Consider the following 22,391-nt stretch of genomic DNA (forward strand, 5'->3'; position numbering starts at 1 on the left):
ATTTTCTTGGTTTCCATTGGCTTCCTCCTTTCTGGAAAATTCATATAGGGTACAGAAAAAGCCACATGGCAGAAGATTTTCGTCTTACCGTGTGACTTTTTCTCTGTCCTATATTATTGTAACCCTTGGGGTCAGTGACCACATAGGAACTGTGACATTGTAAAAGGTTGGGCTTGAGCCAAAACCGGGTTTTGCCGCTGCCGGAGCCGCCCACCACCAGCACGTTTTTATTCCGGGCGTTCTTGGGGTCCGATGGACGGTTGGACATCATCAGCCGTTCCGTTTTGGTCAGGATGATGTTGTCGGAAAACTTGGGAGCCATAAACGGTTCAATATCCTTGGGCGTCCCCCACCGGGCAGAGCCGTACTCCATGCCATGGCGGTACTTCTTGGCGTTTTTTCCACGCAAATAGACCGCCAGCCGTAACCCTGCACCGCAGCACAAGCCCACCAGCAAATCCAGAGGGTGTAGGCTGGGCAGAGGGTTTGCAAATTCCACCGGGATTGTACCCATCATGGACATGATCTTATCGCCCAGTTCCTTGCCCTCCGCAAGCCGCCACACTTCACCAAAGTTGGTTGCCACAAGCCCCAGCAAAATATAGGGCAGATACAGCGCCAGCAGCTTTGTCAGCTTTTTCGTGGTCACAGTCCGCGCTCCTGTTCCTTGTGCCGGACTTTGCCGGGGAGTTCTGCCGCCTGCACCCGTTCATGCAGTTTTGCCAGCACCGAGGGGCGGTTGCCCTTATTCAGCAGAGATGCCGAATACTCTTTGAACGCCGAGTTGAAGGCTTCTGCGTCTGGGGCTTTGAAAAAGACCAGATACCGGGGCGGCACTTCGGAGATGTCTTTACGAATGGCATAGTCGATGCCGTACTTTTTGGCATAGCGTTCCAGCCCACGGATGCCGGTCTTGCTGATCTCCACGCTGGACACGCCCCGGTTTTGCCGCAGAAGGGTGCGGACGCTCTGCTTGCCTTGGGATGCCTTGGACTGGTACAGCCGAAACGCCGCCTTTACCGCCCGGAGGACAGTCCGGGCGGACAGCTTTGTGGTGGAGATCATAATGTTGAATGACTTCTGTTCGATTTCTTCCTGCACTGCCATCACCTCCCGTGCAGCAGGGTGATTTTAGCGGTCATGCTCTGCCGGGGGCTTGGTGCGGGGCTTTTCTGCGGGAGGTTCATCCGGCACCGGCAACACCAGCAGACGGTTGCCCAATTTCAGAAAGGCTTCCGGCTGATGGAAAAGCTGCTCGTACTTCTGCACCATTTCCGGGGGGAGCGATGCAAAATCCTCCTCGCCCAGACCCACCACCAGAAAGTCTCCGGCAACGGCATCGTACATCTGCCCGTCCTCGTCCCGCAGGGCACGATTCAGGGGCAGACCCATGAGCTTGCCGTCATCGGCATAAACGATGGCAACCGGGTCGGCAAAGGGATAGCTTGCGCCGATGGAGCCGCCCACAGCCTGCTGCAAAGCCTTCAGGTCGTTATCGATCTCGACCTGCTGCGGATGCTGTCCCGGCGCAATTTTCAGCACCGATAAGGTGTTTTCAGCCATGCGAATCCTCCTTTCCGTTCAGTCCGATCTCACCGCTCCGTGCCGCCTGCATCAGAGCCGCCACGAAGAAGCCGAAAAAGGCACCTGCTTCAAAAAATGCGAAACCGATAAAAAAGTTCAGCATGGCGCACCTCAGTCGATACAGATGCAGGTCAGCTTCTGCCCATCTGCCATCAGGGTGGTGCTGTGGCTTTCCAGATAGGTCTGAAAGCGGTAAATATCCTCCACCGTCAGGGATACGATGGTGCTGTGCCCATCGGTGCGGTAGAAGATGACCGGACCGGTCAGGTACCGCTTGCCTGCCAGCTTGAGGACCTGCGCCGGATTGTAGCTGATAAATAGCGGCGCACCCTTCACGGAAATCAGGGCATCGTCCTCGTCAAAACAAGGCAGAACAGAGGGGGCATCCTCCTCCATGATAATGGTCAGCTCCATGTCGGGACCGATGGCGGCAAGGTACACATCCTTGCCTGCTGCCTCGGTCAAACAGGATGCCGCCTGCTTCAGCATGGTCAGGATGTTCACATCCACCGTGATCTGCGGAGCGTGAGCTGCGGAGTGAAAAGGAATCGTGTTGTTCATAGGCGTTACCTCCAAATTTTTGCAAACAAAAAAGACCCCATCGGGTCTTTCGTTACGGGTCAGCGTTCGTTGCGGCGCTGCTGTTTTTTCTGCCACGCATCCAAAAGCTGGATGATTTTTTCTTCCATTTGCCGAGGCGTATAGCTGCGTGGAAAGTATTTTCGCAGGATGTCGTTTTTGATAGTTACGGTGTCCTGCTCACTCTTCTTTTCCTGCCCCAAAATATCAAACGCCTTTTCATAGGTGAACTCACCACACTGCGCCATCTTCTTTAGTTGCTGAGCCTGCGATACAGATGGGGCATTTTGGGTACCATCCATGGCTTCTAAAAAATCCCGCTGTTGGCTTTCGTTCAGATAGGACAGCTCCACAGCGGGATTGAAGGCAATCTTCTTTTCATCCACCATGTCCAGCAGTTCCGGGACAAGGTTGGTCAGGCGGATATAACGTCGAACTGTATCACCGCTTATACCTTGGTCTTTTGCAACCACATCATCGCTGCGGAACTTCGCCGCAACTTGCGGCGAAGTCAAATCCGACCTAGCACCTTGATTTTTTAGAGCTTCCAGCTTCATTTTGTAGGCAAAAGCCCTTTCACTGGGCAGGATGTGTTCACGCTGAAGGTTGGAATCCACCATCAATATCACAGCAGCATCGTCCGACATCTGCCGCACAATGACCGGCAGGGTGTCCAGCCCAGCAAGTTTAGCCGCATACTGACGGCGGTGCCCAGAGATGATCTCGTAGCCGTTACCGTCCGGGCGAGGGCGGGCAATCAGCGGAGCCAGCACGCCGTACTGTGCGATACTCTCCACCGTCCGGGTCATGGCTTCATCGTCCAGCACCTTGAAAGGGTGGTTGGTGAAAGGGTGCAGCTCGTCAATGGGAATCTGCTGTACCTGCTCCCGCTGTTCCTCCTGTCGGTTTTCCTCGGTGGAAAACAGGTCATCTAGCCCTTTCAGAGCTAAGTTTCCGCTGTCGATCGGCATCCGCCTGCACCTCCTTTGCAAGAGATTTGTAGGCTTCTGCCACCTTGCCCTTGGGGTCATAGGCAAAGATGCTTTTGCCTGCCGCACTGGTTTCAGCCGCTCGGATGGACCGTGGAATGGTCTGCTCAAACACCTTCAGGTGTTTCCCGTATGCCTGCCGGATCAGATTGCTGATCTGCTTTCCGTAGTTGGTGCGGCTGTCGGTCATGGTCAGCAGAATACCCTCGATTTTCAGCTTGGGGTTGATCTGCCGCCGGACCTTCTGCACGGTCTGCAAAAGCTGTTCCAGACCCTTTGCGGACAGGTACTGCGCCTGCACAGGAATCAGGGCGGCGTCTGCCGTCGCCAGTGCGTTGATGGTCAGCATTCCCAGCGAGGGCATACAGTCCAGCAGAATAAAATCGTACTCCCGTTTGGCACTGTCCAGCACCTGCTTGAGCATCTTTTCCCGGTTCATGCTGTTCACCAGCGCCACTTCCAGCCCTGCCAGTTCGATGTTGGCAGGGATAAGGTCAACACCCTCTGCATGGTGAAGAACGCCCTCACCGGGCTGGATAGGCTGGTCGTTCATGGTTTTTTGCATCAGGGTGGAGAGGGTAGTGGGCAGTTCATCGGGCTGCTGCCAGCCCATACTAATGGTCAAGCTGCCCTGCGGGTCGGTGTCTACCAACAGGACTTTTTTGCCCTCCATCGCCAGCCCGATGCCCAGATTTTCACAGGTGGTGCTTTTTCCCACACCGCCTTTTTGATTGGTGACTGCGATAATCGTAGCTTTCTTTGCGATAACATCACCCCACTTTCGGTGAACCACGCGCAAAGTCGTGGTTCGTTTTGTTCTGATAGTAGAGGTTCATGGTGGTGGGCGCATTGTAGAGCATTGCCAGCAGATATTGCTTCATGTTCCGCACCGGGGCGGTGTTTTCTGCCAGCGAATCCAGCACGAAGCGGATGTGGTCGGCGTTCAGCTTTTTCAGCCGACTGCGTACCACCTCGGCAGGCTTGTCATCTCCGGCAATCCGCAACATCTTGCGTTTGGTAGAACAGGTGTCCACAAGTAAGTCCACGATCTGGTCGATAGTGTCCTCCTCGTCCGGGCAGAGCTGGAGAAGCAGCTCGACCTCCAACACCTGATAAAAATAATCCTCAAGCTGCTCCCGGATGCCCTCGGAATAGATAGGGTCAGGATCGTTCCACTCTGTTTTATTCTTATCAGTCTTATTTGCTTGCGGTTTTGGCTGCACCAGAATTGCGCTTTCGGCAGCACCTGAATTGCTGTTTGGGCAATTCTGTACTTGCGCTTTGGGCAAGCCGGAGGAAAAGTCCTTGACGTAGATCAGGCTGGGTCTGCCCAGACCACGGCGTTTGCGCTCGATGAGGTCTATGTCCTCCAGTTCCCGGAACAGCTTGACTGCCTTGTGTTCGGCACAGCAGAGGGATTTCTGCACTTCCCGGACGGTGTAGATGATATACACCCGCCCTTGCTCGTCCAACCAGCCGTTTTTCACCGACAGGCTCATGCGGTCCAGCAGAATGCCGTACAGTGTCCGGGCATCGGTGGAGAGCTGCCGGAAGCGGCAGTCTTGGAACAGTGCCTTTGGGATGCGGAAGTAGGAAAACAGTTCGCCCGACTGACCATAGAAGTAGTCCAGCGTCATTTGGCGTGACCTCGGATTTTCAACTGTATGGGTGTGTTCATGTGGAAAACCTCCTTCCCGATTTCTGCGAATGAAAAAGCTCACCTTCAATTTTAGAAAGCGAGCCATGTAAATCCAAAATAGTAACAGTAAGTGTCGAGTTTCGTACCCAAAAATTCTTGGGTACGGTTCTGGGTACAAAGAGCCGTTTTAGAGGCAAAAAGATACCAAAAGTTACGTCAAAGTACACAAAGACACTTTTATGAAATTATCAGATAGTCACAAGATTTCACAAGAAAAATGGGATTTCAAAATTAGCGACGTTCTCATAACCGCTTGGTCCCGGGTTCAAGTCCTGGCTGGCCCATACAAAAAAGACACCTGTTCAGGTGTCTTTTTTGCTTTGGAACAGAAAAAACGGATTTTTTTGCAAAAAACACTTGCAAAGCAGTCTTTCTTGTGATAAAATAATTGAGCTGTGATTGTGCTGCTATAGCTCAGTTGGTAGAGCGCATCCTTGGTAAGGATGAGGTCTCCAGTTCGAATCTGGATAGCAGCTCCAGCTCAAACCGCCTTGATGGGAAACCGTCAGGGCGGTTTTTTGCATCCATCGCTCTGCCGTCTGCAGCAGCGCAAGCCTGGCAGCCCCAGTCAGGGGAGCTGGCGCGGAGCGCCTGAGAGCTCCATCAAACAACAAAGCCGCAGGCCTGTTAAGGGCTTGCGGCTTTGTTGTTATGGGAAAGAGGTAAAAGTGTCTGTAAAATGTCGGTTTTAATTAGAAGTCTACCTCAGTGTCGTAGTAGCAGCACTTGAGCAGTTTCTCCATCTCCTCCTGGCTGGGCTGGCGGGGGTTGGAGCCAGTGCAGGCATCGCCGATGGCGTTCTTTGCGATCTCGGGCAGACGCTCCAGGAACACTTCCTCGGGAACAAAGCCCTGCTCGGTGGGGTAGGAATCGGGGCCGTAGTTCTTGATGCAGTGGGGGATGTTCAGCGCATCGTTCATGCCGCGCAGGTACTCAATGAGCAGCTTGACCTTCTCGTCGTCGTTGGAACCGCCCAGCTTCATCTCGTCGGCGATGACACCATAGCGCTTCTTGGCCTCGGGGTCCTTGGCGTTGAAGGCGATAACCTTGGGCAGATACATGGCGTTGGCAGCACCGTGGATGATGTGTGCGCCGTAGTCGGCAAAGGCAGCACCGGTCTTGTGTGCCATGGAGTGGACGATGCCCAGCAGAGCATTGGAGAATGCCATACCGGCCAGGCACTGCGCGTTGTGCATGGAATCACGCTTGGACATATCGCCGTTGTAGCTGTCCACCAGATCGCCCTGGATCATCCGGATGGCGAAGATGGCCAGCGGGTCGGTGTAGTCGCAGTGGGCGGTGGAAACGTAAGCCTCGATGGCGTGGGTCATTGCATCCATACCGGTGTGGGCAACCAGCTTCTTGGGCATGGTCTCGGCCAGATCGGGATCGACGATGGCGACATCGGGGGTGATCTCAAAGTCAGCGATGGGGTACTTGATGCCCTTCTGATAATCGGTGATGATGGAGAAGGCGGTCACCTCAGTGGCGGTGCCGGAGGTGGAAGAGATGGCGCAGAAGTGGGCCTTGCGGCGGAGCGGCGGAATGCCGAACACCTTGCACATCTCCTCAAAGGTGATCTCAGGGTACTCGTACTTGATCCACATGGCCTTTGCGGCATCAATGGGGGAGCCGCCGCCCATGGCAATGATCCAGTCGGGCTCAAACTTCAGCATGGCCTCTGCGCCGCGCATGACGGTCTCAACAGAGGGATCGGGCTCGATGCCCTCAAACAGCTCCACTTCCATGCCGGCTTCCTTCAGGTAGCCAACAGCGCGGTCAAGGAAGCCGAACCGCTTCATGGAGCCGCCGCCGACACAGATCATGGCCTTTTTGCCGGTAAAGGACTTCAGGGCTTCCAGAGCACCCTTGCCGTGGTACAGATCGCGGGGAAGAGTAAAACGAGCCATAGGAAATACCTCCGATTCAATTAAAACTCTTTGGTTTGTGGATGTTTGACACAAAAATAACCAACTCTCTTACACAAAGTGTACTGCAAACCATCCAAAAGTTCAATTGCCGGAATGTGGAAAAATCAGATCCAATTTTGGGCATTTCGCTGGAAAGGGAGGGTTTCCCGGCCGGAGAAACCGGGAAAATGGCAAACAAAAAACCACCTGAAGCTCTAAGACTTCAAGTGGTTTTTTCAATGGAGCTGCTATCCAGATTCGAACTGGAGACCTCATCCTTACCAAGGATGCGCTCTACCAACTGAGCTATAGCAGCAAATGGCGACCCGGATCGGGCTCGAACCGACGACCCCCAGCGTGACAGGCTGGTGCTCTAACCAACTGAGCTACCGGGCCATGATCGCTCAAGTTCGTGCGGCGTTTACCGCCGGAACGTGCCTTATTATACCGGAAGATGGGCGGCTTGTCAAGCGGAAAAAACAAAAAAGCCGCAAAAAAGATGAAAAAGGCGGACTTCCTCAGTCTGCTCACTGCATTCGCAGCCAACTCCTTCCATGAGGGAGCCTCTTTGCAGGGGCACAAAGGCCCCATCCCAGAGGGGGCTGGCATCGCGCAGCGATGACTGGGGGAGTATGTCTGCGCAAAAACAAAACCTCCGGAACGGCTGTTCCGGAGGTTTGTGGCAGGGGTAGTAAGTCTCGAACTCACGGCACGCGGTTTTGGAGACCGCTGCTCTACCAACTGAGCTATACCCCTAAATCTATGCTGCATTCGCTGAATGCTTGCTTATTATATAAGATTCGGCGCAAAATGTCAAGCATAAATTTTCAGGTCTTGGTGTTGCAGCCGCAGCAGCCGTCCTTGGCGGCGGGCAGGCTCTGGGCCAGCTGCTCCAGAGTGACGCTGTCGATGTACTGGTTGATCACCTCGTCCAGTCCGGCCCAGAACGGCAGGGTGAAGCACTGCTCGGACATGGGGCACTCGTTGGTCTCGCTGCCAAGGCAGGGGATGGGGGCCACGCTGCCCTCAATGGCACGCAGGATCTCACCGGCGGTGTAGTCGGCGGGGGCCTTGGTCAGCCGGTAGCCGCCCTGGCTGCCGCGCTCACTTTTCACAAGCCCCACCCGGGCCAGCGGGGTGACGATCTGTTCCAGATATTTCAGGCTCAGGTTCTGCCGCTCGCTGATCTCCTTCAGGGAGACGGTGGTGCCCGGTGCGTAGCGGGCCAACTCGGCCATCAGCCGCAGGGCGTAGCGGCTCTTTGTGGAAAATTTCATGGTCTACTCTCCTTGCTTCTCTCTTTAGTATACCACGCGGTACAGGTTTTGCAAAGCGAAAACGCCGGTTTCTCTTGCCGAAACAAAAAACGTCTGTTATCATATAATAGAGAGATTATCGGAACTTGGAGATGAGACAATGGTAGAGAAGATCACTCCGGCCGAAGCCATCCGCCTGCTGGATGCAGGCAAGGCGCAGGCCGTGGATGTCCGGGAGCCGGACGAATTTGCCGTGGGGCATATCCCCGGCGCAAAGCTGCTGCCCCTGGGTGACGTGCTGACCCGCGCGGAGGAGGTCATGCCGGACAAAAACGCCCAGTGGCTGATCTACTGCCGCACCGGCCGCCGCAGTGCCGATGCCGCACAGAAGCTGGAAGCGCAGGGCTACACCAGCCTGCGTGATCTCGGCGGCATCCTGAGCTGGCCGTATGAGATCGAGGGCGATTTTGAGGGGCATTTTTAAAGGAAACTCCCCCAGTCTGCTTCGCAGACAGCCCCCTCTGAGATGGGGCCTGTCCGTGCGGTAAGCCTCCCTCCTAGAGGGAGGTGGCAGCGCACAGCGATGACGGAGGGAGTTTTGTGCAAAAGAAAGGATGTGCACTTATGGCGTTCGACCCGAAAAAGTTTGCCGGAGCCCATTGCGGCTGCCGGTATCAGCAGGACTACCGCCCCACGCTGGGCCGGGACGGCAAAAAGGAATCCGGTACGCTGGAAGTCATCAAATTCTATTATGATGGTGCCATCCGCTTTGAGCAGCACTGCTACGGCGAGGCGGCGACCTTTGTGTTCGGTGTGTGGGCTTCCGGCATGGATGCCGACGGCACCCTGCACTGGGCCCTGCCGGATAAGCGCAAGAGCTATTATGATGAGGAGTACCTGCCCAAAAAGCTGGATCGTGTGGACGAAGCGGGCAATCTGTACTTCGATGGCAGCACCTTCCCCTGGAAGCTGGCCGACGATTTTGCCGAAGATCGGCGCTGGGGCTACCCCAAATGGAAGGTGGTTCTGGGAAAGCTGGCCGGAAAAGGCCGCTGATTTTGCAAAGAATCTTACGAAATGATGAAATCAGAGTATTCCTATTGACCTACTAGGGAATGATATGGTATACTGTCAGCGTCAAAGAGTATTGAGACCGGGCCGAAGCCCGGCAATACGGAAAGATATCTGTATTGTGCTTAGAAAGGATTCTTCCTATGGAAATCAGCGAGAAAGTGGTTTATCTCGACAATGCCGCAACAACTGCCTGCGCCCCTGAAGCACTGGCTGTTATGGTCGAGGCCCTGAGCGGAGCCTGCGGCAACCCCAGCAGCCATTACAGCATCGGCTATGAGGCCAAAGAGTTTGTGGACACCGGCCGCGCCCAGGTGGCAAAAGCCATCAACGCGGCTCCGGCGGAGATCTTCTTTACCGGCTGCGGCTCTGAGGCCGACAACTGGGCCGTGAAGGGCACTGCCTTCACCAAGGCCCGCCAGAATAAGAAGCACCTCATCACCAGCGCCTTTGAGCACCACGCCATCATGCACAGCATGGCGGCGCTGGAGCGCATGGGCTTTGAGGTCACCTATGTGAAGCCCACCGCTGAGGGCTATATCCGCCCGGAGGACGTGGAAGCTGCCATCCGTCCCGATACCGCGCTGGTCAGCATTATGATGGCCAACAACGAGATCGGCACCATCCAGCCTATCAAGGAAATTGCGGAGATCGCCCACAAGCACGGCGTGTGGATGCACACCGATGCGGTGCAGGCCGTTGGCACCATTCCCGTGGATGTCAAGGAGCTGGGCGTGGATATGCTGTCCATGAGCGCCCACAAGTTCAATGGCCCCAAGGGCATGGGCGCACTGTACTGCCGCAAGGGCATCTGGCCCCAGAACCTGATCGACGGCGGCAGCCAGGAGGCCCGCCACCGCGCCGGCACCGAGAACGTGGCCGGTATCGCCGGTATGGGCAAGGCACTGGAGATGGCGGTCGGCGCTCTGGATGAGCGGATGGCCCACGAGCAGATGCTGCGTGACTATGTCATCGACCGCATCCTGAAGAACATCCCGGAGGCCCGCCTGAACGGCGGCCTGGAGCACCGTCTGCCTGGCAATGTGAACATCAGCTTCCCCGGCCTGGAGGGCGAGACCATCCTGCTGGACCTGGATATGCACAACATCTGCGCATCCACCGGCTCTGCCTGCAACTCCGACAGCCTGGACCCCAGCCATGTTCTGCTGAGCATCGGCGTGCCGGAGGAGATCGGCCACGGTTCCATGCGGTTCACCTTTGGCCCGCAGAATACCATGGAGGAAGCAAAATATCTGTGCGACGTGCTGGAGGAGGTCATCCCCCGCCGCCGTGCTATGAGTTGTATGTGGCTGCAGGGCCAGAACACCGCCCGCCAGTTCAGCCTGAAGGGAGAAAACTAAGATGGCAAGTATGTATAGCGCAAAGGTCATGGAGCATTTCGCAAACCCGCACAATGTCGGCGAGATCCCCGATGCAAACGGCGTGGGTGAGGTCGGCAACCCCAAGTGCGGCGATATCATGCGCATGTACCTGAAGATCGAGAACAACGTGATCGTTGATGTCAAGTTCCTGACCTTTGGCTGCGGTGCCGCCATTGCCACCAGCAGCATGGCCACCGACCTCATCAAGGGCAAGACCATTGACGAGGCCCTCAAGCTGACCAACAAGGCCGTTGTGGAAGCTCTGGAAGGTCTGCCCCCCATCAAGGTGCACTGCTCCGTTCTGGCAGAGCAGGCCGTCAAGGCTGCCCTGTCTGACTACTACCGCCGTCAGGGCATTGATCCGGAACCCATTGTGGGCAAGCTGGAAGAAGACTGTGACCATTGCAGCGGTGAGAGCTGCAAGGTCTGAGCAGGATCCGCAGAATCATAAAAAGGGGTGGTTCCCGGTCGGGAACCACCCCTTTTTTGGTATCATACGGAACTGCGGTGAAAGTTCAGCGCAGATTTGCCTTCTGGATCAGGCTGCGGATATGGTGGACCAGCATCTCGATGGCGGGGCCGTTTTCACCGCCATTGGGGATGATGATATCGGCGTTGCGCTTGCTGGGCTCCACAAAAGCCTCGTGCATGGGCTTGACGGTGGCGCGGTACTGGGCGATAACGCTGTCCAGCGAGCGGCCCCGCTCCTTGACATCCCGCAGGATGCGGCGGAGGATCCGCTCGTCCGCGTCGGTGTCCACATAGATCTTGTAATCGAACAGGCTGCACAGCTCCGGCTCAGCCAGGGGCAGAATGCCCTCCACGATGAGGACGGGGGCAGGCTCGATGTCTGCACCTCGCTGCTGCGGTTGTGGTTGGCGTAATCGTACACGGGGCAGTCGATGGCGCGGCCCGCTTTCAGCTCCTTCAGGTGCTGGATGAGCAGGTCGTTGTCGAACGCGTCCGGGTGGTCATAATTCAGCTTGCAGCGCTCTGCAAAGGGCAGTTCATCGTGGCGCTTGTAGTAGCTGTCGTGGGAGATCAGACGCACCTCGTCCTCCCCGAACCGCTCCTTGAGCCGGTAAGCCAGCGTGGTCTTGCCGCTGCCCGAGCCGCCTGCGATGCCGATGATCAGATTGTTCATGTCCCAAAATCCTCCCGCCTGCCGATTCCGGTAGAAAAACCGGTCAGAATAAGCTATAATAGGTATATTGTTGGGGAACACCCCTGTTTCTCACTGCTTATGATATCACAAAACCACTGTTTTTGACAGAGTAAGAGGAAAATTGATGAAAAAGATTGTTTCGGCCCCGTATATCGACCAGACTGCCCGCTGGGTGAACGGCTGCGAGAGCATCAGCAGCGTGATGCTGCTGCAGGCCGTGGGCATCCCCATTGACCCGGACGTGTTCATTGAGCGCGACCTGCCCCACGCCCCCTACTGGGAACAGGAGGGCAGGCTCTACGGGCCTGACCCGATGTTCGTCTACCCTGGCGACCCCCACGACCACACCGGGTACGGCTGCTATGCCCCCTGCATCGTGCAGGCCTTGCAGAGCGCGTTGGAGCACGAGGGCGCGGCGGACCGGTTCGAGGTGCTGGACGTGAGCGGTGAGACTGCGGCGCAGCTGTGCCGGTTCATTGACGAGGGAATGCCGGTGGTGTTTTGGGCAACGCTGGATTTTACCCCGGTGCCCGAGGAGCGGGATCACTGGCTGCTGGCCGATGGCACCGACTTTGCCTGGAAGTGCCACGAGCACTGCCTGCTGCTGGTGGGCTACGATGAGGAAAACTACTGGTTCAATGACCCGTGGCATGACCACGGGGTCTGCGCCCGGCCCAAGGAGTTGGTGGAGCGCTGCCATGCGGCACAGGACTCCTATGCGGTGACCCTGCGGCGGAAATAAGAAAGGCGGAACATGAAAACAGAGAAACTGAAACAGAACGTCAAGGGCTATGTGCATCAGTTTGAGGACGGCGGCCTGCGGCTGCTGAGAAAGGGGCAGAAGGGCGTGATCCACGCCATCTTCAGCCGCTTTGGCCTGGTGCTGATCCTCCTGCTGCTGCAGGTGGGGCTGCTGTTCAGCATCTTCCGGTGGTTCGGCAACCTGTGGCCCCATTACTTCGGCGGCAGTGTGGTCGTTACATCGGCCATGGTCATCTACCTGCTCAACAGCAAGATGGACAACAGCGCCAAGATCACCTGGATGGTGGTGGTTGCCATTGCACCGGTGGTGGGCATTCCGATGTTCTTCTATGTCAAGAGCAATTTCGGGCACAACATCCTGCGCAAGCGGCTGCTGGAGCTGGAGGATCAGCTGCGCGGCTGGCTGCCGCAGAGCCAAAAGGCAGTGGAGCAGCTGAAAGCGCTTGAACCCGGCGCGGCTTCGCTGGCAAAGTACCTGTACGGGCGGGGCGGCGGCTTTCCGGTGTACCAGAACACCGCCATGACCTACTTCCCCGGCGGCGAAGCAAAGTTTGAGGAACTGCTGCGCCAGCTGGAAACGGCAGAAGAATATATCTTTGTGGAGTATTTCATCATCGACGAGGGCCTGATGTGGGGCAAGATCCTGGAAGTGCTGGCCCGCAAGGCGCTGCAGGGCGTGGATGTCCGGGTGATGTACGACGGTACCTGTGAGTTCTCCACCCTGCCCCGCAATTACCCCCGGCTGCTGGAGAAGCTGAACATCCAGTGCAAGGTGTTCAGCCCGGTGCAGCCGTTCGTCTCCACCCATTACAATTACCGCGACCACCGGAAAATTCTTGTCATTGACGGGCGGGTCGGCTTTACCGGCGGCGTGAATCTTGCCGACGAGTACATCAACCACATCCAGAAGCATGGCCGTTGGAAGGATGCCGCCGTGATGCTGGAGGGCGAGGCGGTCCGTTCGCTGACGGCTCAGTTTCTGCAGATGTGGGGCATCCTGAAGGAGCCGGAATATGAGCAGTTCCTGACCCGGCCCATTCCGGTGCCGGAAAATGCAAAGGGCGTGGCGGCTCCCTACGGGGATTGTCCGCTGGACGGCGAGCGGGTGGGCGAGATGGTCTATATCGACCTGCTCAACCGGGCCAGGGATTACATCCACATTATGACCCCCTACCTTATCCTGGACGGCGAACTGGAGACCGCCCTGAAATTTGCCGCTGAACGGGGCGTGGATGTCCACCTGATCCTGCCCGGAAAGCCGGACAAGCGGTTCCCCTACGCACTGGCAAGGAGCCACTATTCGGCCCTGCTGGATTCGGGCGTGAAGATCAGCGAGTGGAGCCCCGGCTTTGTCCATGCAAAGGTGTTCGTGGTGGACGGCAGGGAAGCAGTGGTGGGCACCATCAATCTGGACTACCGCAGCCTGTACCATCACTTTGAGGATGCCGTCTGGATGGTGGATGCTCCCTGTATCCGGGACATTGAGCAGGATTTCCAGCACACGCTGGAGCAGTGCCGCACGGTGGAAAATACCTCGGCCAGCATCTGGCAGAAGCAGTATCTGCTCCGTGCCGCCGGAATGCTGCTCAAGGTCATTGCACCGCTGCTGTAACAGCTGAATTACAGAACAACAGCCCCCTCAGGCTATTATGACCCGAGGGGGCTGTTGTTTTGTATGATCCTTATCTGGGGTAGCACAGCGCCAGCTTGGAATAAAAATCTTCCAGTGCAAAACGAACATCCAGATCGTGATAGACACGGATGGTTTTGCGGTCAGGAGCTTCAGCATAGGTCAGGCTGGGCAGGAGCACAGGGGCCGGGCGGAGTGTCCAGTGCCCCCGGAATCCATTCTCCAGCAGGACGGCGGCGGTAGTGTTGTCGCCCAAAGTCCAATTGCCCCCGGTGCGCAGAGGAAAACGGGGATCGTATTCGGAGGGGTACTCGTCCATCAGCTGCCGAAATAGATAGGCTCCCACTTCGCCGCAGGGCCGTACCCGAAGCGCCAATTCGGAAAGGGATACCTCGAATCTGGCGTAGACATCCTGTGGGATCTGCCAGACCGTGACAGCGCTGTCCAACAGGACACGGCAGGCGATGGGGTCTTGCTGAACATTGAATTCCGGTCGTCCGGCGGGATAGGGGCCGCCGCCGTTCCAGAGCACCGTCATGCGGGACGCGATCTCCGGGGCACGGTTCAGGGCGGCGGCAATGTTTGTCATAGCGCCCTGGGCCGCAATGTACAGGGGAGCCGGGTCATCCCGCAGAGCCTCCTGGATCAGAAACTCGACGGCTTCACAGTCGGGAGCATCCTCCGGGGAGGCGAGAGGGGCAGTACAGCCATGAAGAACAGGAACATCGTCGATGTGTGCGGCGTTCAGCAGGCGGCATACCTCCTGGTAACTGCGCTCCATGCTGTGGGGCGGCAGACCCCTTTGGGTGGTTTTGATCTCGAAATGGGTGGCACAGATACCACGCACATCAAATTGCGGAGTGAGCAGATGGTGCAGGATGGCAAAGTCATCATCGCCTTCGTTTTTTGCATCGGTGTCAATGATGACCCGCACCCGGCAGGCCTCCGGCGGTGCAAATCCCAGCCGCGCAAGAAGTTCAGAGCGTTCCATGTGGTGTTACCTCAATTCAGTTTTACCAGAGCTTCGTTCAGTGCGGCCAGCTTTTCTTCATCGAACATTTTGTTGCTGTAGAATTGCAGATCATTCACCGAAATGCCCCGGGAGCCGGGCTCCTGCTGCACATATTGGGCCAGCTCCGGCAGCAGCTGCTGGATTAGGGCAGCGGACTGAGGAGTGTCCAGCAGGGTGCCGATCTTCATATCAAGACAGAATTCCTTGACTTCCTCCGGGGCGGGCACCAGCACGTCGTGGTTGAAAATGTGGTTCAGGAAGCCGAGTGCCATGCCCTGCCACACTGCGGATTCCGGGTTTTCCGGGTTTTGGGGATTGGCAATGTGGCGGCTGCCGGTGGAGAAGCCGTGGTCGCCGTAAGCAAAGATATGCATCTCATAGGGGATCTTCCGCTCTGCCAACAGGGTGGCAAACTGCAGGGACTGTGTGGCGGGCACCAGATGGTCGCCCTGAGTGGCAAAAAGGAAGGTAGGGGGAGTCTGGTCATCCACCTGCTGCAGCAGGTCCGGCAGCTCCATGCCCAACGCCTTGCCCGGGACGCTGAACACAGCGTAGCCCAGCAGCATGGCCGCGGGACGGACCCGGCCCATGGTGCCCACCGAGGCGGCAAGATGCCCGCCGGCAGAGAAGCCTACCACGGCGATCTGCTCCGGGTCGATGTGCAGGTCGCCTGCGTTCTGGTGCAGGTAGTCCATGGCCTCCTGCGCCTCGGCAAAGGCATTGGTATAGACCTCCTCCACCGGACAGTTCTGGGAGACACTGTACCGCAGCACAAAGGCGTTGTAGCCTGCGTTCAGGAAGGCCAGCGCTACAGGATCGGCTTCCCGGTCTGAGCAGAAGGCATAGGCTCCACCCGGAAAGATCAGGATCGCAGGGCAGCGATCCAGAGCAGGCATTTCGGTGCAGGGATCCTGCAGGTAGCAGGTCAGCTGGGCATTGTGGGTCCCCATGGGGATCTGAGTGATTTTCATAGTTGGCTCCTTTTTCCTGTAGTAAAACGGGCCTTCGTACAGATAACCCCGAAAAGCAGGGGGGTCCCTGTGCGAAAGCCCAAAATCGACTTTGTTATTCCGATATCAATATAGCAGATAGCAGAAACACTGTCAAGGAGATTTACTGGTATTCTTTTTCCATCGAGAAGCCCCGGCCGCTGACTTCGGTCACACGGCTGACGATGAGGAAACAGGCGGGGTCGATGGAATGGACCAGCTTTTCCAGCCGGGGCAGCTCCCGGTTGGAGATGACGCTGAGCAGCACCTCGCTGGGCTCGCCGGTGTAGCCGCCCTCGCCGTGGAGCACGGTCACGCCGCGGTCGATCTCAGCCAGAATGGCGGTGCGGATCTCATCCGACCGGGTGCTGATGATCTTGACCTCGGTGCGGCTGTCGCCCAGCATCAGCATCTTGTCCATGACGATGGTGTGGGTGATGACCAGCACGATGCCGTAGAGCACCTGCTCCGGCTGGCTGAACGCTGCCTGCACCAGCAGGATGACGATATCAAAGAGCATCATGGTGATGGACACCGGCCAGCGGAACCATTTCTGCAGCACCAGCGGAGGGATATCCATGCCGCCTGTGGAAGCGCCCGCCCGGATGACCATGCCCAGCGCAACGCCGATGCCCAGACCCGAGAAGATGGTGCAGAGGAAGATATCCTCAGTCAGCACCCGGCCGTCCAGCAGCCGCTCAAACAGCCCCAGAAAGGCGGGGCTCAGCACGCTGCTGGCAAGGGTGTTCAGCGCGAACTTCTTGCCCAGCACCGCCCAGCCCCACACCAGCATGGACATGTTGAAGAGGAAGAGGAAACCGGAGACGGAGAGCCCCGTCAGCCGCCCGAAGGCCAGCGCGATGCCGGTGGCACCGCCCGTGATGAGCCCGGCGGGCTCCAGAAACAGGGCCACCGCCAGCGAATACAGTGCGTTGCCCAGGATGATAGCCAGACTGTTCAGCAAAAGCTGCTGCCAGCGACGAGTAGATTTCATAGCAGTACCTCCCATACTATCCTTATAATACAGGAAAACTTCAAGAAAATCCACCCGATGCGGTTGCTTCCCATCAGAACAGCGGGATTGATGTGGCTGCCAAGGGCTCCCCCTTTGGGGGAGCTGGCGCAAAGCGCCTGAGAGGGCGAGGCCGTTACTCCTCGTCCAGCAGCCGCAGACCCGCCGTATCGGTCACGGGCAGGGAGAACACGATGACTCCCGCCCTGGGGTCTGCCCCCTGCATGATGGCCTGCATGATCTGGTTTTTCAGGGTGGTGCGGGACACGATGAGCACCAGCTCCTTCTCATTGACCAGCTCCACCCCCATAAAGTGGGCGGCACCCTCCATGCCGGTGCCCTTTGCGTGGATGACGGTGCCGCCGCCAGCTCCGGCGGCGCGGGCCGCGTCCATGATGGAGCCGGTGTGGCCCTGATTGGCAATGACGAGCAGCAGCTCATAGCGGGTATCCTTCAAGGTGCTTTCCTCCTTCAGTGCAAAGGTCTGGTGTTCGGTCAGGAATTGCAGCGCCCGCTTGCCGCCGATGCTGCTGACCGGGATGATGAACGCGATGCCGGTGCCCGGCACATCGATGCGCATTTTGCGGCGCAGGTCTTTTTGCAGGCCGGGCCAGGTCTCGGCGGTGATCATGGCAAAGAGCACGGCCTTTTCGGTCTGCTCCAGCCCCAGGGTGGAAAGGGTCTCCCGCACCGCCGTGCCTGCACCCACCGTGCGCAGGCTGACCGTGATGCCGTGCTCCTCGTAAAGGGCCAGAAAGGCATCGGTGGAGTGGCGGTCGGTGATGGTGACGAGCCAGTATAAAGTATTCACAGCAGGACCTCCTTACAGCTCGATGATGGCATCATCCGGCAGGTCGGCAAAGGCCAGCGCGGCGGCGGACACAGGCTGTGCCTGCCGGGCCCTGCGCTGCTTGAGCTGGGCCATCAGACCCATGAGCTGCACCGTGATGAGGGGGGTCATGGCGACCATGGCCACCACGCCGAAGGCATCGGTGACGATATTGCCGCCCACGGCCACACAGGCACCCTGTGCCAGCGGCAGCAGGAAGGTGGCCGTCATGGGGCCGGAAGCAACGCCGCCCGCGTCAAAGGCGATGGCGGTGTAGAGCTTGGGCACCACGAAGGAGATGCCGATGGCAAAGGCATAGCCCGGGATGAGGAACCACAGGATGGAGATGCCGGTGAGCACCCGCACCATGGCAAGACCCACCGAGAGGGAAACGCCTGCCGAGAGGGCCGCGCCCATGGTGCTGGCGGAGATGGCACCGTCGGTCACTTCCTCGACCTGCTTGTTCAGCACATAGACAGCGGGCTCGGCCTTGACGATGAAGTAGCCGATGAGCATCCCGATGGGTACCAGCAGCCAGCGGAAGCTCTGGCCTGCCAGTACCTGACCCAGATAATTACCGGCTGGCATAAAGCCGATGTTTGCGCCGGCGAGGAATAACACAAGACCGAGATAAGTATAGGCAAGGCCCACGCTGATGCGGCCCAGCGTCCGCCGGTCGAGCTTGAGGGCCGCCAGCTGGAACACGCCGAACATGGCGATGATGGGCAGCAGGGAGGTGGCGATCTCCTTGATGTAGGTGGGCAGACCCTCGTGGAAGAGCTGCCACAGCTCCACGGAATCGCTGACGTTGGGCAGGATGGGCGGAACGTAGGTGCTGTCGCTGGCCTGGAACGCAATGCCCAGAATGAGCACCGCCAGAATGGGGCCGATGGAGCAGAGCGCCACCAGACCAAAGCTGTCGTCCGCAGCATGGCGGTCGGAACGGATGGCGGCCACGCCGACACCCAGCGCCATGATGAAGGGAACGGTGATGGGGCCGGTGGTCACGCCGCCGGAATCAAAGGCCACGGAAAGAAATTCCTTTGGCACAAAGGCGGCCAGCACAAAGATGAGGCCGTAGAACACCACCAGCAGCTTGGGCAGGGCAATGCCCACCAGCATACGCAGGAAGGCGACCACGAGGAACAGCCCCACGCCTGCCGCCACCGAGAGGATGAGGGTCATGTTGGGGATGGAGGGCACCTGATTGGCCAATACCTGTAAGTCGGGCTCCGAGATGGTGATGAGGAAGCCCAGCAGAAAGCCGACACCGATGATGAGCGGCACGCTCCGGCTTTTGGTGAGCATTGCGCCCACCCGCTCGCCCATGGGGCTCATGCTCATCTCCGCGCCCAGCGTAAAGAACATGATGCCCACAATGATCATAGCCGCGCCCAGCAGGAAGCAGAGCAGGATGCTGGGGGAGACGGGAGCAATGGAGAAGCAGAGCACCAGCACGATGGCCACGATGGGCAGCACCGCCTGAAGCGCTTCCAATAATTTTTCCCGCAGTTTGGGGATGGATGCCTTGAGAATAATGTCCACCGACCTTTCGAGAAAATATTTCCGCAGCGTACAAAAAATGTGCGGATATATGAATAGTATACCGAAAAACGAAAGAGGGGGTCAACTAAGAAACGGTAAAGATGGATAAATGAATGCAAAATTTACAAATTGGAAATTAAATGGAACCTGATGAGAAATAAAACGCCCGGCGGGACAGACCAGCCGGGCGGGAAAAGCATTATTTGACTTCCTGTTTGCCCAGAACGTCTGAGGTGGGGGTCTGGAAGGTGGGGATGTCGGCGTAGGGATCGGGGGTCGTATCTGCAGGCAGGCTCTTCATGTACTTGTCCATGGATTCGGCCACCTGCTTGGCAATGGCCACGGCCTCGACCACGGTACGGGCACCCATGACGGCATCGCCGCCGGCAAACACGCCCTCGCGGGTGGTGCTGCCGTCCTCGCTGACGGTCAGCAGGCCCTTCTGGTTGGTCTCGATGCCGGTGGTGGTCTTGACGAGGTTGCTCTCCGAGCCCTGGCTCACCGAGACGATGACACCGGTGTGGGGGTAGAAGGTCTCGCTGCCCTCCACCTGCACGAACTTGCCCTCTTCGTTCTTGACCGTGTCGCGGCAGATCAGGCCGTTCTCCCGGATCTCCACCGGGGCCTTGCAGAAGCGGAAGCCCACGCCTTCGAGCCTGGCATAGCTGACCTCGTACTCAGAGGCGCTGATGCAGCTCTCGTCCCGGCGGGCATAGCAGGTGACATGGCGGGCACCGTTGCGGATGGCGGTGCGGGCGCAGTCCATGGCCGAGTTGCCTACGCCGATCACGGCGATGTCGTCCCCCAGCCGGAAGGCCTTGGAGTTGGCCAGATAGTCGATGCCGAAGGCCACGTTGCCCAGGGTCTCACCCTTGATGTGCATGGCGTTGGCCTTCCACAGACCGGCACCGATGAACACGCTCTTGTAGCCGTCGCGGAACAGGTCGTCGATGGTGATGGTCTTGCCGATGGTGGTGTTGGGCCGGACATGGATGCCCTTGAGCTCAAGGTGGCGGTACTGGAAATCGTCCAGCACGCTGTCGGGCAGGCGGTAGTTGGGGATGCCGTACCGCATCACGCCGCCGATCTTATCCCGGGCATCAAAAATGGTGATATCGTAGCCCCAGCGCGCCAGCAGCACGGCAATGGTCAGGCCGGCAGGGCCTGCACCCACCACGGCGGCCTTCATGCCGTTCCTGGGGGCGGGGCCCTTGGTCATTTTGTTGGCATAGGTGGTGGAGATATAGTCCTCGATGATGGAAAAGTGGACAGGATCGTGGCTGGGCATCCGGTTGCGGATGCAGTGGCCCTCGCACTGATTCTCGTGGTTGCAGACCAGAGAGCAGACCGTGGTCAGGGGGTTGTTCTCAAACAGCATCCGGCCTGCGGCATCCAGCTCGTTTGCCTTGAGCAGACGGATGACCTCGGGGATGTTGGTGTGGATGGGGCAGCCCTGCTGGCACATGGGCTTTTTGCAGCCGAGGCAGCGGTTGGCTTCGTCCAGAACGTGTAATGCCATGGAGTTCCTCCTCTTGTCCCACAGGCTGGGGACGCTTCGTTGTATCCAATACTATCATTATGATACACCGAACCGCTGCCGGGATACAAGTGTGGAAATGTAAAAATTTCAGGAGAAAATTTTGCTATTTCGTCAAAAAGATAATTTTTTGACGAAGTGCGCCCCCCATCGGCTCCGGTTTTTTACGACACAGCGCGCCAAAATCACAGGCTCGCAGCTGTGCATCCACCACCGCCCGGCAGGGGGCGTTCTGCTCGGCCAGCCGTGCAAGGGAGTGGGACACCGGCAGTGCGGCAGCCTTCAGGAGGGGAAGGGCATCCTTCTGCGCCCCCAGCAGGTGGAGATAGGGCGGCAGGGCGGGGAAGGCATCGGCAGGATAGTCCAGAGCGGCATCCATGGCCAGGCGGCGCATCCGTGCCCGGGGGTAGCGCACGGTGGTCAGGCTGTCCAGCAGCTCCGCATGGGTGGTGCTGGAACGCACGGCGGCTTCCAGCCGGTGCTCCAGACCTTCCGAAATGCCCCGTACCTGGGCAAACGGCGCGGTTCCTGCGCACCGGCTGCGCAGAAGCGCCAGCTGACAGCGCTGGGCGGCCGCAAGATCGGTGTACTGCCCGGCGGCAAAGGCTTCCCGGTAGAGCGGCAGGACTTCCGCCGGAACATAGGGAGCAGCGGCATCAGCTCCGCCGTTCTGCCAGAGCGTGCGCAGGGCGCTGGCACTGGCAAACTGCCCCCCTGATCCGGTCAGGGCCTGCCCATGACCGGCACCCTGCCGGGGCAGGGGGATCGGCACCAGAGAAGCCCCCAGCTCCAGAATAGCCTTGCAGTATTCCACGGCCAGATTGTTGTTGGGCTTGTCCAGCAGGGCGGCAAGGCCGGTGCCCGGGCAGACTGCTTCCACCGCTGCCTGCCGGGCTGCCGCAAAGCTGCGGGCCCCGGCAGCAAGCCGGGCCTTGAGGGCGTTGCGGTATTCCGCGCCGGAGAGCACCCGGGCGGCTTCCATCAGAAGCGCCGCATCCGGAGTCTCGGCCCCGAACACCAGAGCGTCGCACCCGGCGGCGGCCAGCAGCTGCACCCCGGCCCGGGCAAAGCATTCCGCTCCGGAACAGGCATAAGGAGCGGGCAGGGCGAACACGAGGTCGGCCCCGCAGGTCAGCGCAGCCTGCACCCGCACGCTTTCGGGCAGCAGGGGCAGCGCGCCCCGCTGGGTCAGCCCGCAGCTCATGGCCACCGCCACCCGCCGGGCACCCAGTGCCTTTGCCTGCTGCAGCTGCCAGGCGTGGCCGTTGTGGAAGGGATCGTATTCGGCAATGATCCCGGCGAGCTTATACATTGTGAAATTTATATCGTTCATACAGAAATAACCTGTGTCTCTTTCCATTTGTGGGCAGGGTGTACAAAAAAGCATGGATACTTTGTGGAACCCTTTGCCCGGTTGCGGCTTGAAAACCCTTGGAACCT

The 22,391-nt window shown here is 58.3% G+C and carries 22 protein-coding genes, 4 tRNA genes and 2 pseudogenes; 7 read left to right on the forward strand and 21 right to left on the reverse strand.

Features of this window, described 5'->3' with window-relative positions:
• Positions 1 to 121 precede the first annotated feature (121 nt).
• The 8 genes and pseudogenes from D3F01_RS16035 to D3F01_RS11760 form a co-directional block, all read right to left on the reverse strand.
• Positions 122 to 649 (reverse strand): annotated as a pseudogene (locus D3F01_RS16035) (type IV secretory system conjugative DNA transfer family protein); the annotation flags it as partial.
• Positions 646 to 1,107: a PcfB family protein gene (locus D3F01_RS11735; RefSeq protein WP_242888883.1), complete on the reverse strand. Its 462-nt coding sequence runs from the start codon at positions 1,105 to 1,107 to the stop codon at positions 646 to 648. The pseudogene D3F01_RS16035 and the gene D3F01_RS11735, both read right to left, overlap by 4 nt.
• A gap of 24 nt (positions 1,108 to 1,131) precedes the next feature.
• Complete coding sequence (locus D3F01_RS11740) at positions 1,132 to 1,569, reverse strand: DUF3846 domain-containing protein (protein WP_347568003.1); 438 nt, start codon at positions 1,567 to 1,569, stop codon at positions 1,132 to 1,134.
• Positions 1,556 to 1,687: a hypothetical protein gene (locus D3F01_RS15980; protein WP_005945994.1), complete on the reverse strand. Its 132-nt coding sequence runs from the start codon at positions 1,685 to 1,687 to the stop codon at positions 1,556 to 1,558. Before D3F01_RS15980 ends, D3F01_RS11740 begins: the two co-directional genes overlap by 14 nt.
• A gap of 8 nt (positions 1,688 to 1,695) precedes the next feature.
• Positions 1,696 to 2,145 (reverse strand): hypothetical protein, encoded by a 450-nt coding sequence (locus D3F01_RS11745; RefSeq protein WP_242888887.1) that lies wholly within the window; start codon positions 2,143 to 2,145, stop codon positions 1,696 to 1,698.
• Between the two features lie 59 nt (positions 2,146 to 2,204).
• Positions 2,205 to 3,134 carry a ParB/RepB/Spo0J family partition protein gene (locus tag D3F01_RS11750; RefSeq protein ID WP_242888889.1) on the reverse strand — a complete coding sequence of 310 codons (930 nt, stop codon included), beginning with the start codon at positions 3,132 to 3,134 and terminating at the stop codon, positions 2,205 to 2,207.
• Positions 3,091 to 3,918, reverse strand: coding sequence for a ParA family protein (locus D3F01_RS11755; protein WP_347568004.1), 828 nt, complete (start codon positions 3,916 to 3,918; stop codon positions 3,091 to 3,093). Before D3F01_RS11755 ends, D3F01_RS11750 begins: the two co-directional genes overlap by 44 nt.
• A 4-nt stretch (positions 3,919 to 3,922) precedes the next feature.
• On the reverse strand, positions 3,923 to 4,789 hold the full coding sequence (locus D3F01_RS11760) for a DUF6017 domain-containing protein (RefSeq protein ID WP_242888893.1): 867 nt from the start codon (positions 4,787 to 4,789) through the stop codon (positions 3,923 to 3,925).
• A gap of 465 nt (positions 4,790 to 5,254) precedes the next feature.
• On the opposite strand from D3F01_RS11760, the gene D3F01_RS11765 reads away from it, so the two are divergent.
• A tRNA-Thr gene (locus D3F01_RS11765) sits at positions 5,255 to 5,330 on the forward strand.
• A 213-nt stretch (positions 5,331 to 5,543) separates the two neighbouring features.
• Here D3F01_RS11765 and D3F01_RS11770 read toward each other — a convergent pair.
• From D3F01_RS11770 to D3F01_RS11790, 5 genes are all read right to left on the reverse strand, one after another.
• Complete coding sequence (locus D3F01_RS11770) at positions 5,544 to 6,761, reverse strand: iron-containing alcohol dehydrogenase (RefSeq protein WP_097771321.1); 1,218 nt, start codon at positions 6,759 to 6,761, stop codon at positions 5,544 to 5,546.
• A gap of 240 nt (positions 6,762 to 7,001) precedes the next feature.
• Positions 7,002 to 7,077 (reverse strand) — tRNA-Thr (locus tag D3F01_RS11775).
• A gap of 3 nt (positions 7,078 to 7,080) precedes the next feature.
• Positions 7,081 to 7,157 (reverse strand) — tRNA-Asp (locus D3F01_RS11780).
• A 284-nt stretch (positions 7,158 to 7,441) separates the two neighbouring features.
• Positions 7,442 to 7,517 (reverse strand) — tRNA-Trp (locus tag D3F01_RS11785).
• A 71-nt stretch (positions 7,518 to 7,588) separates the two neighbouring features.
• Complete coding sequence (locus D3F01_RS11790; protein ID WP_005934524.1) at positions 7,589 to 8,038, reverse strand: Rrf2 family transcriptional regulator; 450 nt, start codon at positions 8,036 to 8,038, stop codon at positions 7,589 to 7,591.
• 139 nt (positions 8,039 to 8,177) lie between these two features.
• Here D3F01_RS11790 and D3F01_RS11795 point away from each other — a divergent pair, with 139 nt between their 5' ends.
• From D3F01_RS11795 to nifU, 4 genes are all read left to right on the forward strand, one after another.
• The gene (locus D3F01_RS11795; protein WP_097771319.1) at positions 8,178 to 8,501 is read left to right on the forward strand and encodes a rhodanese-like domain-containing protein; all 324 of its coding nucleotides are present in this window, start codon (positions 8,178 to 8,180) and stop codon (positions 8,499 to 8,501) included.
• Between the two features lie 140 nt (positions 8,502 to 8,641).
• Entirely contained in the window at positions 8,642 to 9,073 is a 432-nt protein-coding gene (locus tag D3F01_RS11800; protein ID WP_117533711.1) for a hypothetical protein, read from the forward strand.
• A gap of 158 nt (positions 9,074 to 9,231) precedes the next feature.
• Positions 9,232 to 10,449, forward strand: a complete 1,218-nt coding sequence (locus D3F01_RS11805; protein ID WP_242888895.1) for a cysteine desulfurase family protein — start codon at positions 9,232 to 9,234, stop codon at positions 10,447 to 10,449.
• 1 nt (position 10,450) lies between these two features.
• Entirely contained in the window at positions 10,451 to 10,900 is a 450-nt protein-coding gene (nifU, locus tag D3F01_RS11810) for a Fe-S cluster assembly scaffold protein NifU (protein ID WP_005934520.1), read from the forward strand.
• Between the two features lie 85 nt (positions 10,901 to 10,985).
• On the opposite strand, the pseudogene udk reads toward nifU, so the two are convergent.
• Positions 10,986 to 11,614 (reverse strand): annotated as a pseudogene (gene udk, locus D3F01_RS11815) (uridine kinase).
• A gap of 145 nt (positions 11,615 to 11,759) precedes the next feature.
• Here udk and D3F01_RS11820 point away from each other — a divergent pair.
• Both D3F01_RS11820 and D3F01_RS11825 read left to right on the forward strand, forming a co-directional pair.
• A complete protein-coding gene (locus tag D3F01_RS11820) occupies positions 11,760 to 12,377 on the forward strand; it encodes a C39 family peptidase (protein WP_242888897.1) in 618 nt (205 codons plus the stop codon).
• 12 nt (positions 12,378 to 12,389) lie between these two features.
• The gene (locus D3F01_RS11825) at positions 12,390 to 14,009 is read left to right on the forward strand and encodes a phospholipase D-like domain-containing protein (RefSeq protein ID WP_242888899.1); all 1,620 of its coding nucleotides are present in this window, start codon (positions 12,390 to 12,392) and stop codon (positions 14,007 to 14,009) included.
• Between the two features lie 70 nt (positions 14,010 to 14,079).
• On the opposite strand, the gene D3F01_RS11830 is transcribed toward D3F01_RS11825, so the two are convergent.
• The 7 genes from D3F01_RS11830 to D3F01_RS11860 all read right to left on the reverse strand — a co-directional run bounded on the left by D3F01_RS11830 (position 14,080) and on the right by D3F01_RS11860 (position 22,284).
• Entirely contained in the window at positions 14,080 to 15,018 is a 939-nt protein-coding gene (locus D3F01_RS11830; RefSeq protein ID WP_242888901.1) for a nucleoside hydrolase, read from the reverse strand.
• Between the two features lie 11 nt (positions 15,019 to 15,029).
• Positions 15,030 to 16,010 carry an alpha/beta hydrolase gene (locus tag D3F01_RS11835; protein WP_242888903.1) on the reverse strand — a complete coding sequence of 327 codons (981 nt, stop codon included), beginning with the start codon at positions 16,008 to 16,010 and terminating at the stop codon, positions 15,030 to 15,032.
• Between the two features lie 142 nt (positions 16,011 to 16,152).
• Complete coding sequence (locus D3F01_RS11840; RefSeq protein ID WP_242888905.1) at positions 16,153 to 17,022, reverse strand: YitT family protein; 870 nt, start codon at positions 17,020 to 17,022, stop codon at positions 16,153 to 16,155.
• 154 nt (positions 17,023 to 17,176) lie between these two features.
• Entirely contained in the window at positions 17,177 to 17,851 is a 675-nt protein-coding gene (locus D3F01_RS11845) for a P-II family nitrogen regulator (RefSeq protein WP_242888907.1), read from the reverse strand.
• A gap of 12 nt (positions 17,852 to 17,863) precedes the next feature.
• Positions 17,864 to 19,414 carry a DUF1538 domain-containing protein gene (locus tag D3F01_RS11850; RefSeq protein WP_242888909.1) on the reverse strand — a complete coding sequence of 517 codons (1,551 nt, stop codon included), beginning with the start codon at positions 19,412 to 19,414 and terminating at the stop codon, positions 17,864 to 17,866.
• Positions 19,415 to 19,613: 199 nt separating this feature from the next.
• Positions 19,614 to 20,933 carry an NAD(P)-dependent oxidoreductase gene (locus D3F01_RS11855; RefSeq protein WP_242888911.1) on the reverse strand — a complete coding sequence of 440 codons (1,320 nt, stop codon included), beginning with the start codon at positions 20,931 to 20,933 and terminating at the stop codon, positions 19,614 to 19,616.
• Positions 20,934 to 21,057: 124 nt separating this feature from the next.
• The gene (locus D3F01_RS11860) at positions 21,058 to 22,284 is read right to left on the reverse strand and encodes a nucleotidyltransferase family protein (protein ID WP_242888913.1); all 1,227 of its coding nucleotides are present in this window, start codon (positions 22,282 to 22,284) and stop codon (positions 21,058 to 21,060) included.
• Between the last annotated feature and the right edge of the window lie 107 nt (positions 22,285 to 22,391).

It is taken from the genome of Faecalibacterium sp. BCRC 81149, assembly GCF_022750605.1.
Classification (GTDB): Bacteria; Bacillota; Clostridia; order Oscillospirales; family Ruminococcaceae; genus Faecalibacterium; species Faecalibacterium duncaniae.

What these genes read in the sequence shown, in the direction of transcription:
- D3F01_RS11735 (WP_242888883.1), bottom strand. Translation starts at nt 1,107, where the DNA reads ATGGCAGTGCAGGAAGAAATCGAACAGAAGTCATTCAACATTATGATC.
- D3F01_RS15980 (WP_005945994.1), bottom strand. Translation starts at nt 1,687, where the DNA reads ATGCTGAACTTTTTTATCGGTTTCGCATTTTTTGAAGCAGGTGCCTTT.
- D3F01_RS11745 (WP_242888887.1), bottom strand. Translation starts at nt 2,145, where the DNA reads ATGAACAACACGATTCCTTTTCACTCCGCAGCTCACGCTCCGCAGATC.
- D3F01_RS11750 (WP_242888889.1), bottom strand. Translation starts at nt 3,134, where the DNA reads ATGCCGATCGACAGCGGAAACTTAGCTCTGAAAGGGCTAGATGACCTG.
- D3F01_RS11760 (WP_242888893.1), bottom strand. Translation starts at nt 4,789, where the DNA reads ATGACGCTGGACTACTTCTATGGTCAGTCGGGCGAACTGTTTTCCTAC.
- D3F01_RS11770 (WP_097771321.1), bottom strand. Translation starts at nt 6,761, where the DNA reads ATGGCTCGTTTTACTCTTCCCCGCGATCTGTACCACGGCAAGGGTGCT.
- D3F01_RS11790 (WP_005934524.1), bottom strand. Translation starts at nt 8,038, where the DNA reads ATGAAATTTTCCACAAAGAGCCGCTACGCCCTGCGGCTGATGGCCGAG.
- D3F01_RS11795 (WP_097771319.1), top strand. Translation starts at nt 8,178, where the DNA reads ATGGTAGAGAAGATCACTCCGGCCGAAGCCATCCGCCTGCTGGATGCA.
- D3F01_RS11800 (WP_117533711.1), top strand. Translation starts at nt 8,642, where the DNA reads ATGGCGTTCGACCCGAAAAAGTTTGCCGGAGCCCATTGCGGCTGCCGG.
- D3F01_RS11805 (WP_242888895.1), top strand. Translation starts at nt 9,232, where the DNA reads ATGGAAATCAGCGAGAAAGTGGTTTATCTCGACAATGCCGCAACAACT.
- nifU (WP_005934520.1), top strand. Translation starts at nt 10,451, where the DNA reads ATGGCAAGTATGTATAGCGCAAAGGTCATGGAGCATTTCGCAAACCCG.
- D3F01_RS11820 (WP_242888897.1), top strand. Translation starts at nt 11,760, where the DNA reads ATGAAAAAGATTGTTTCGGCCCCGTATATCGACCAGACTGCCCGCTGG.
- D3F01_RS11825 (WP_242888899.1), top strand. Translation starts at nt 12,390, where the DNA reads ATGAAAACAGAGAAACTGAAACAGAACGTCAAGGGCTATGTGCATCAG.
- D3F01_RS11830 (WP_242888901.1), bottom strand. Translation starts at nt 15,018, where the DNA reads ATGGAACGCTCTGAACTTCTTGCGCGGCTGGGATTTGCACCGCCGGAG.
- D3F01_RS11835 (WP_242888903.1), bottom strand. Translation starts at nt 16,010, where the DNA reads ATGAAAATCACTCAGATCCCCATGGGGACCCACAATGCCCAGCTGACC.
- D3F01_RS11840 (WP_242888905.1), bottom strand. Translation starts at nt 17,022, where the DNA reads ATGAAATCTACTCGTCGCTGGCAGCAGCTTTTGCTGAACAGTCTGGCT.
- D3F01_RS11855 (WP_242888911.1), bottom strand. Translation starts at nt 20,933, where the DNA reads ATGGCATTACACGTTCTGGACGAAGCCAACCGCTGCCTCGGCTGCAAA.
- D3F01_RS11860 (WP_242888913.1), bottom strand. Translation starts at nt 22,284, where the DNA reads ATGAACGATATAAATTTCACAATGTATAAGCTCGCCGGGATCATTGCC.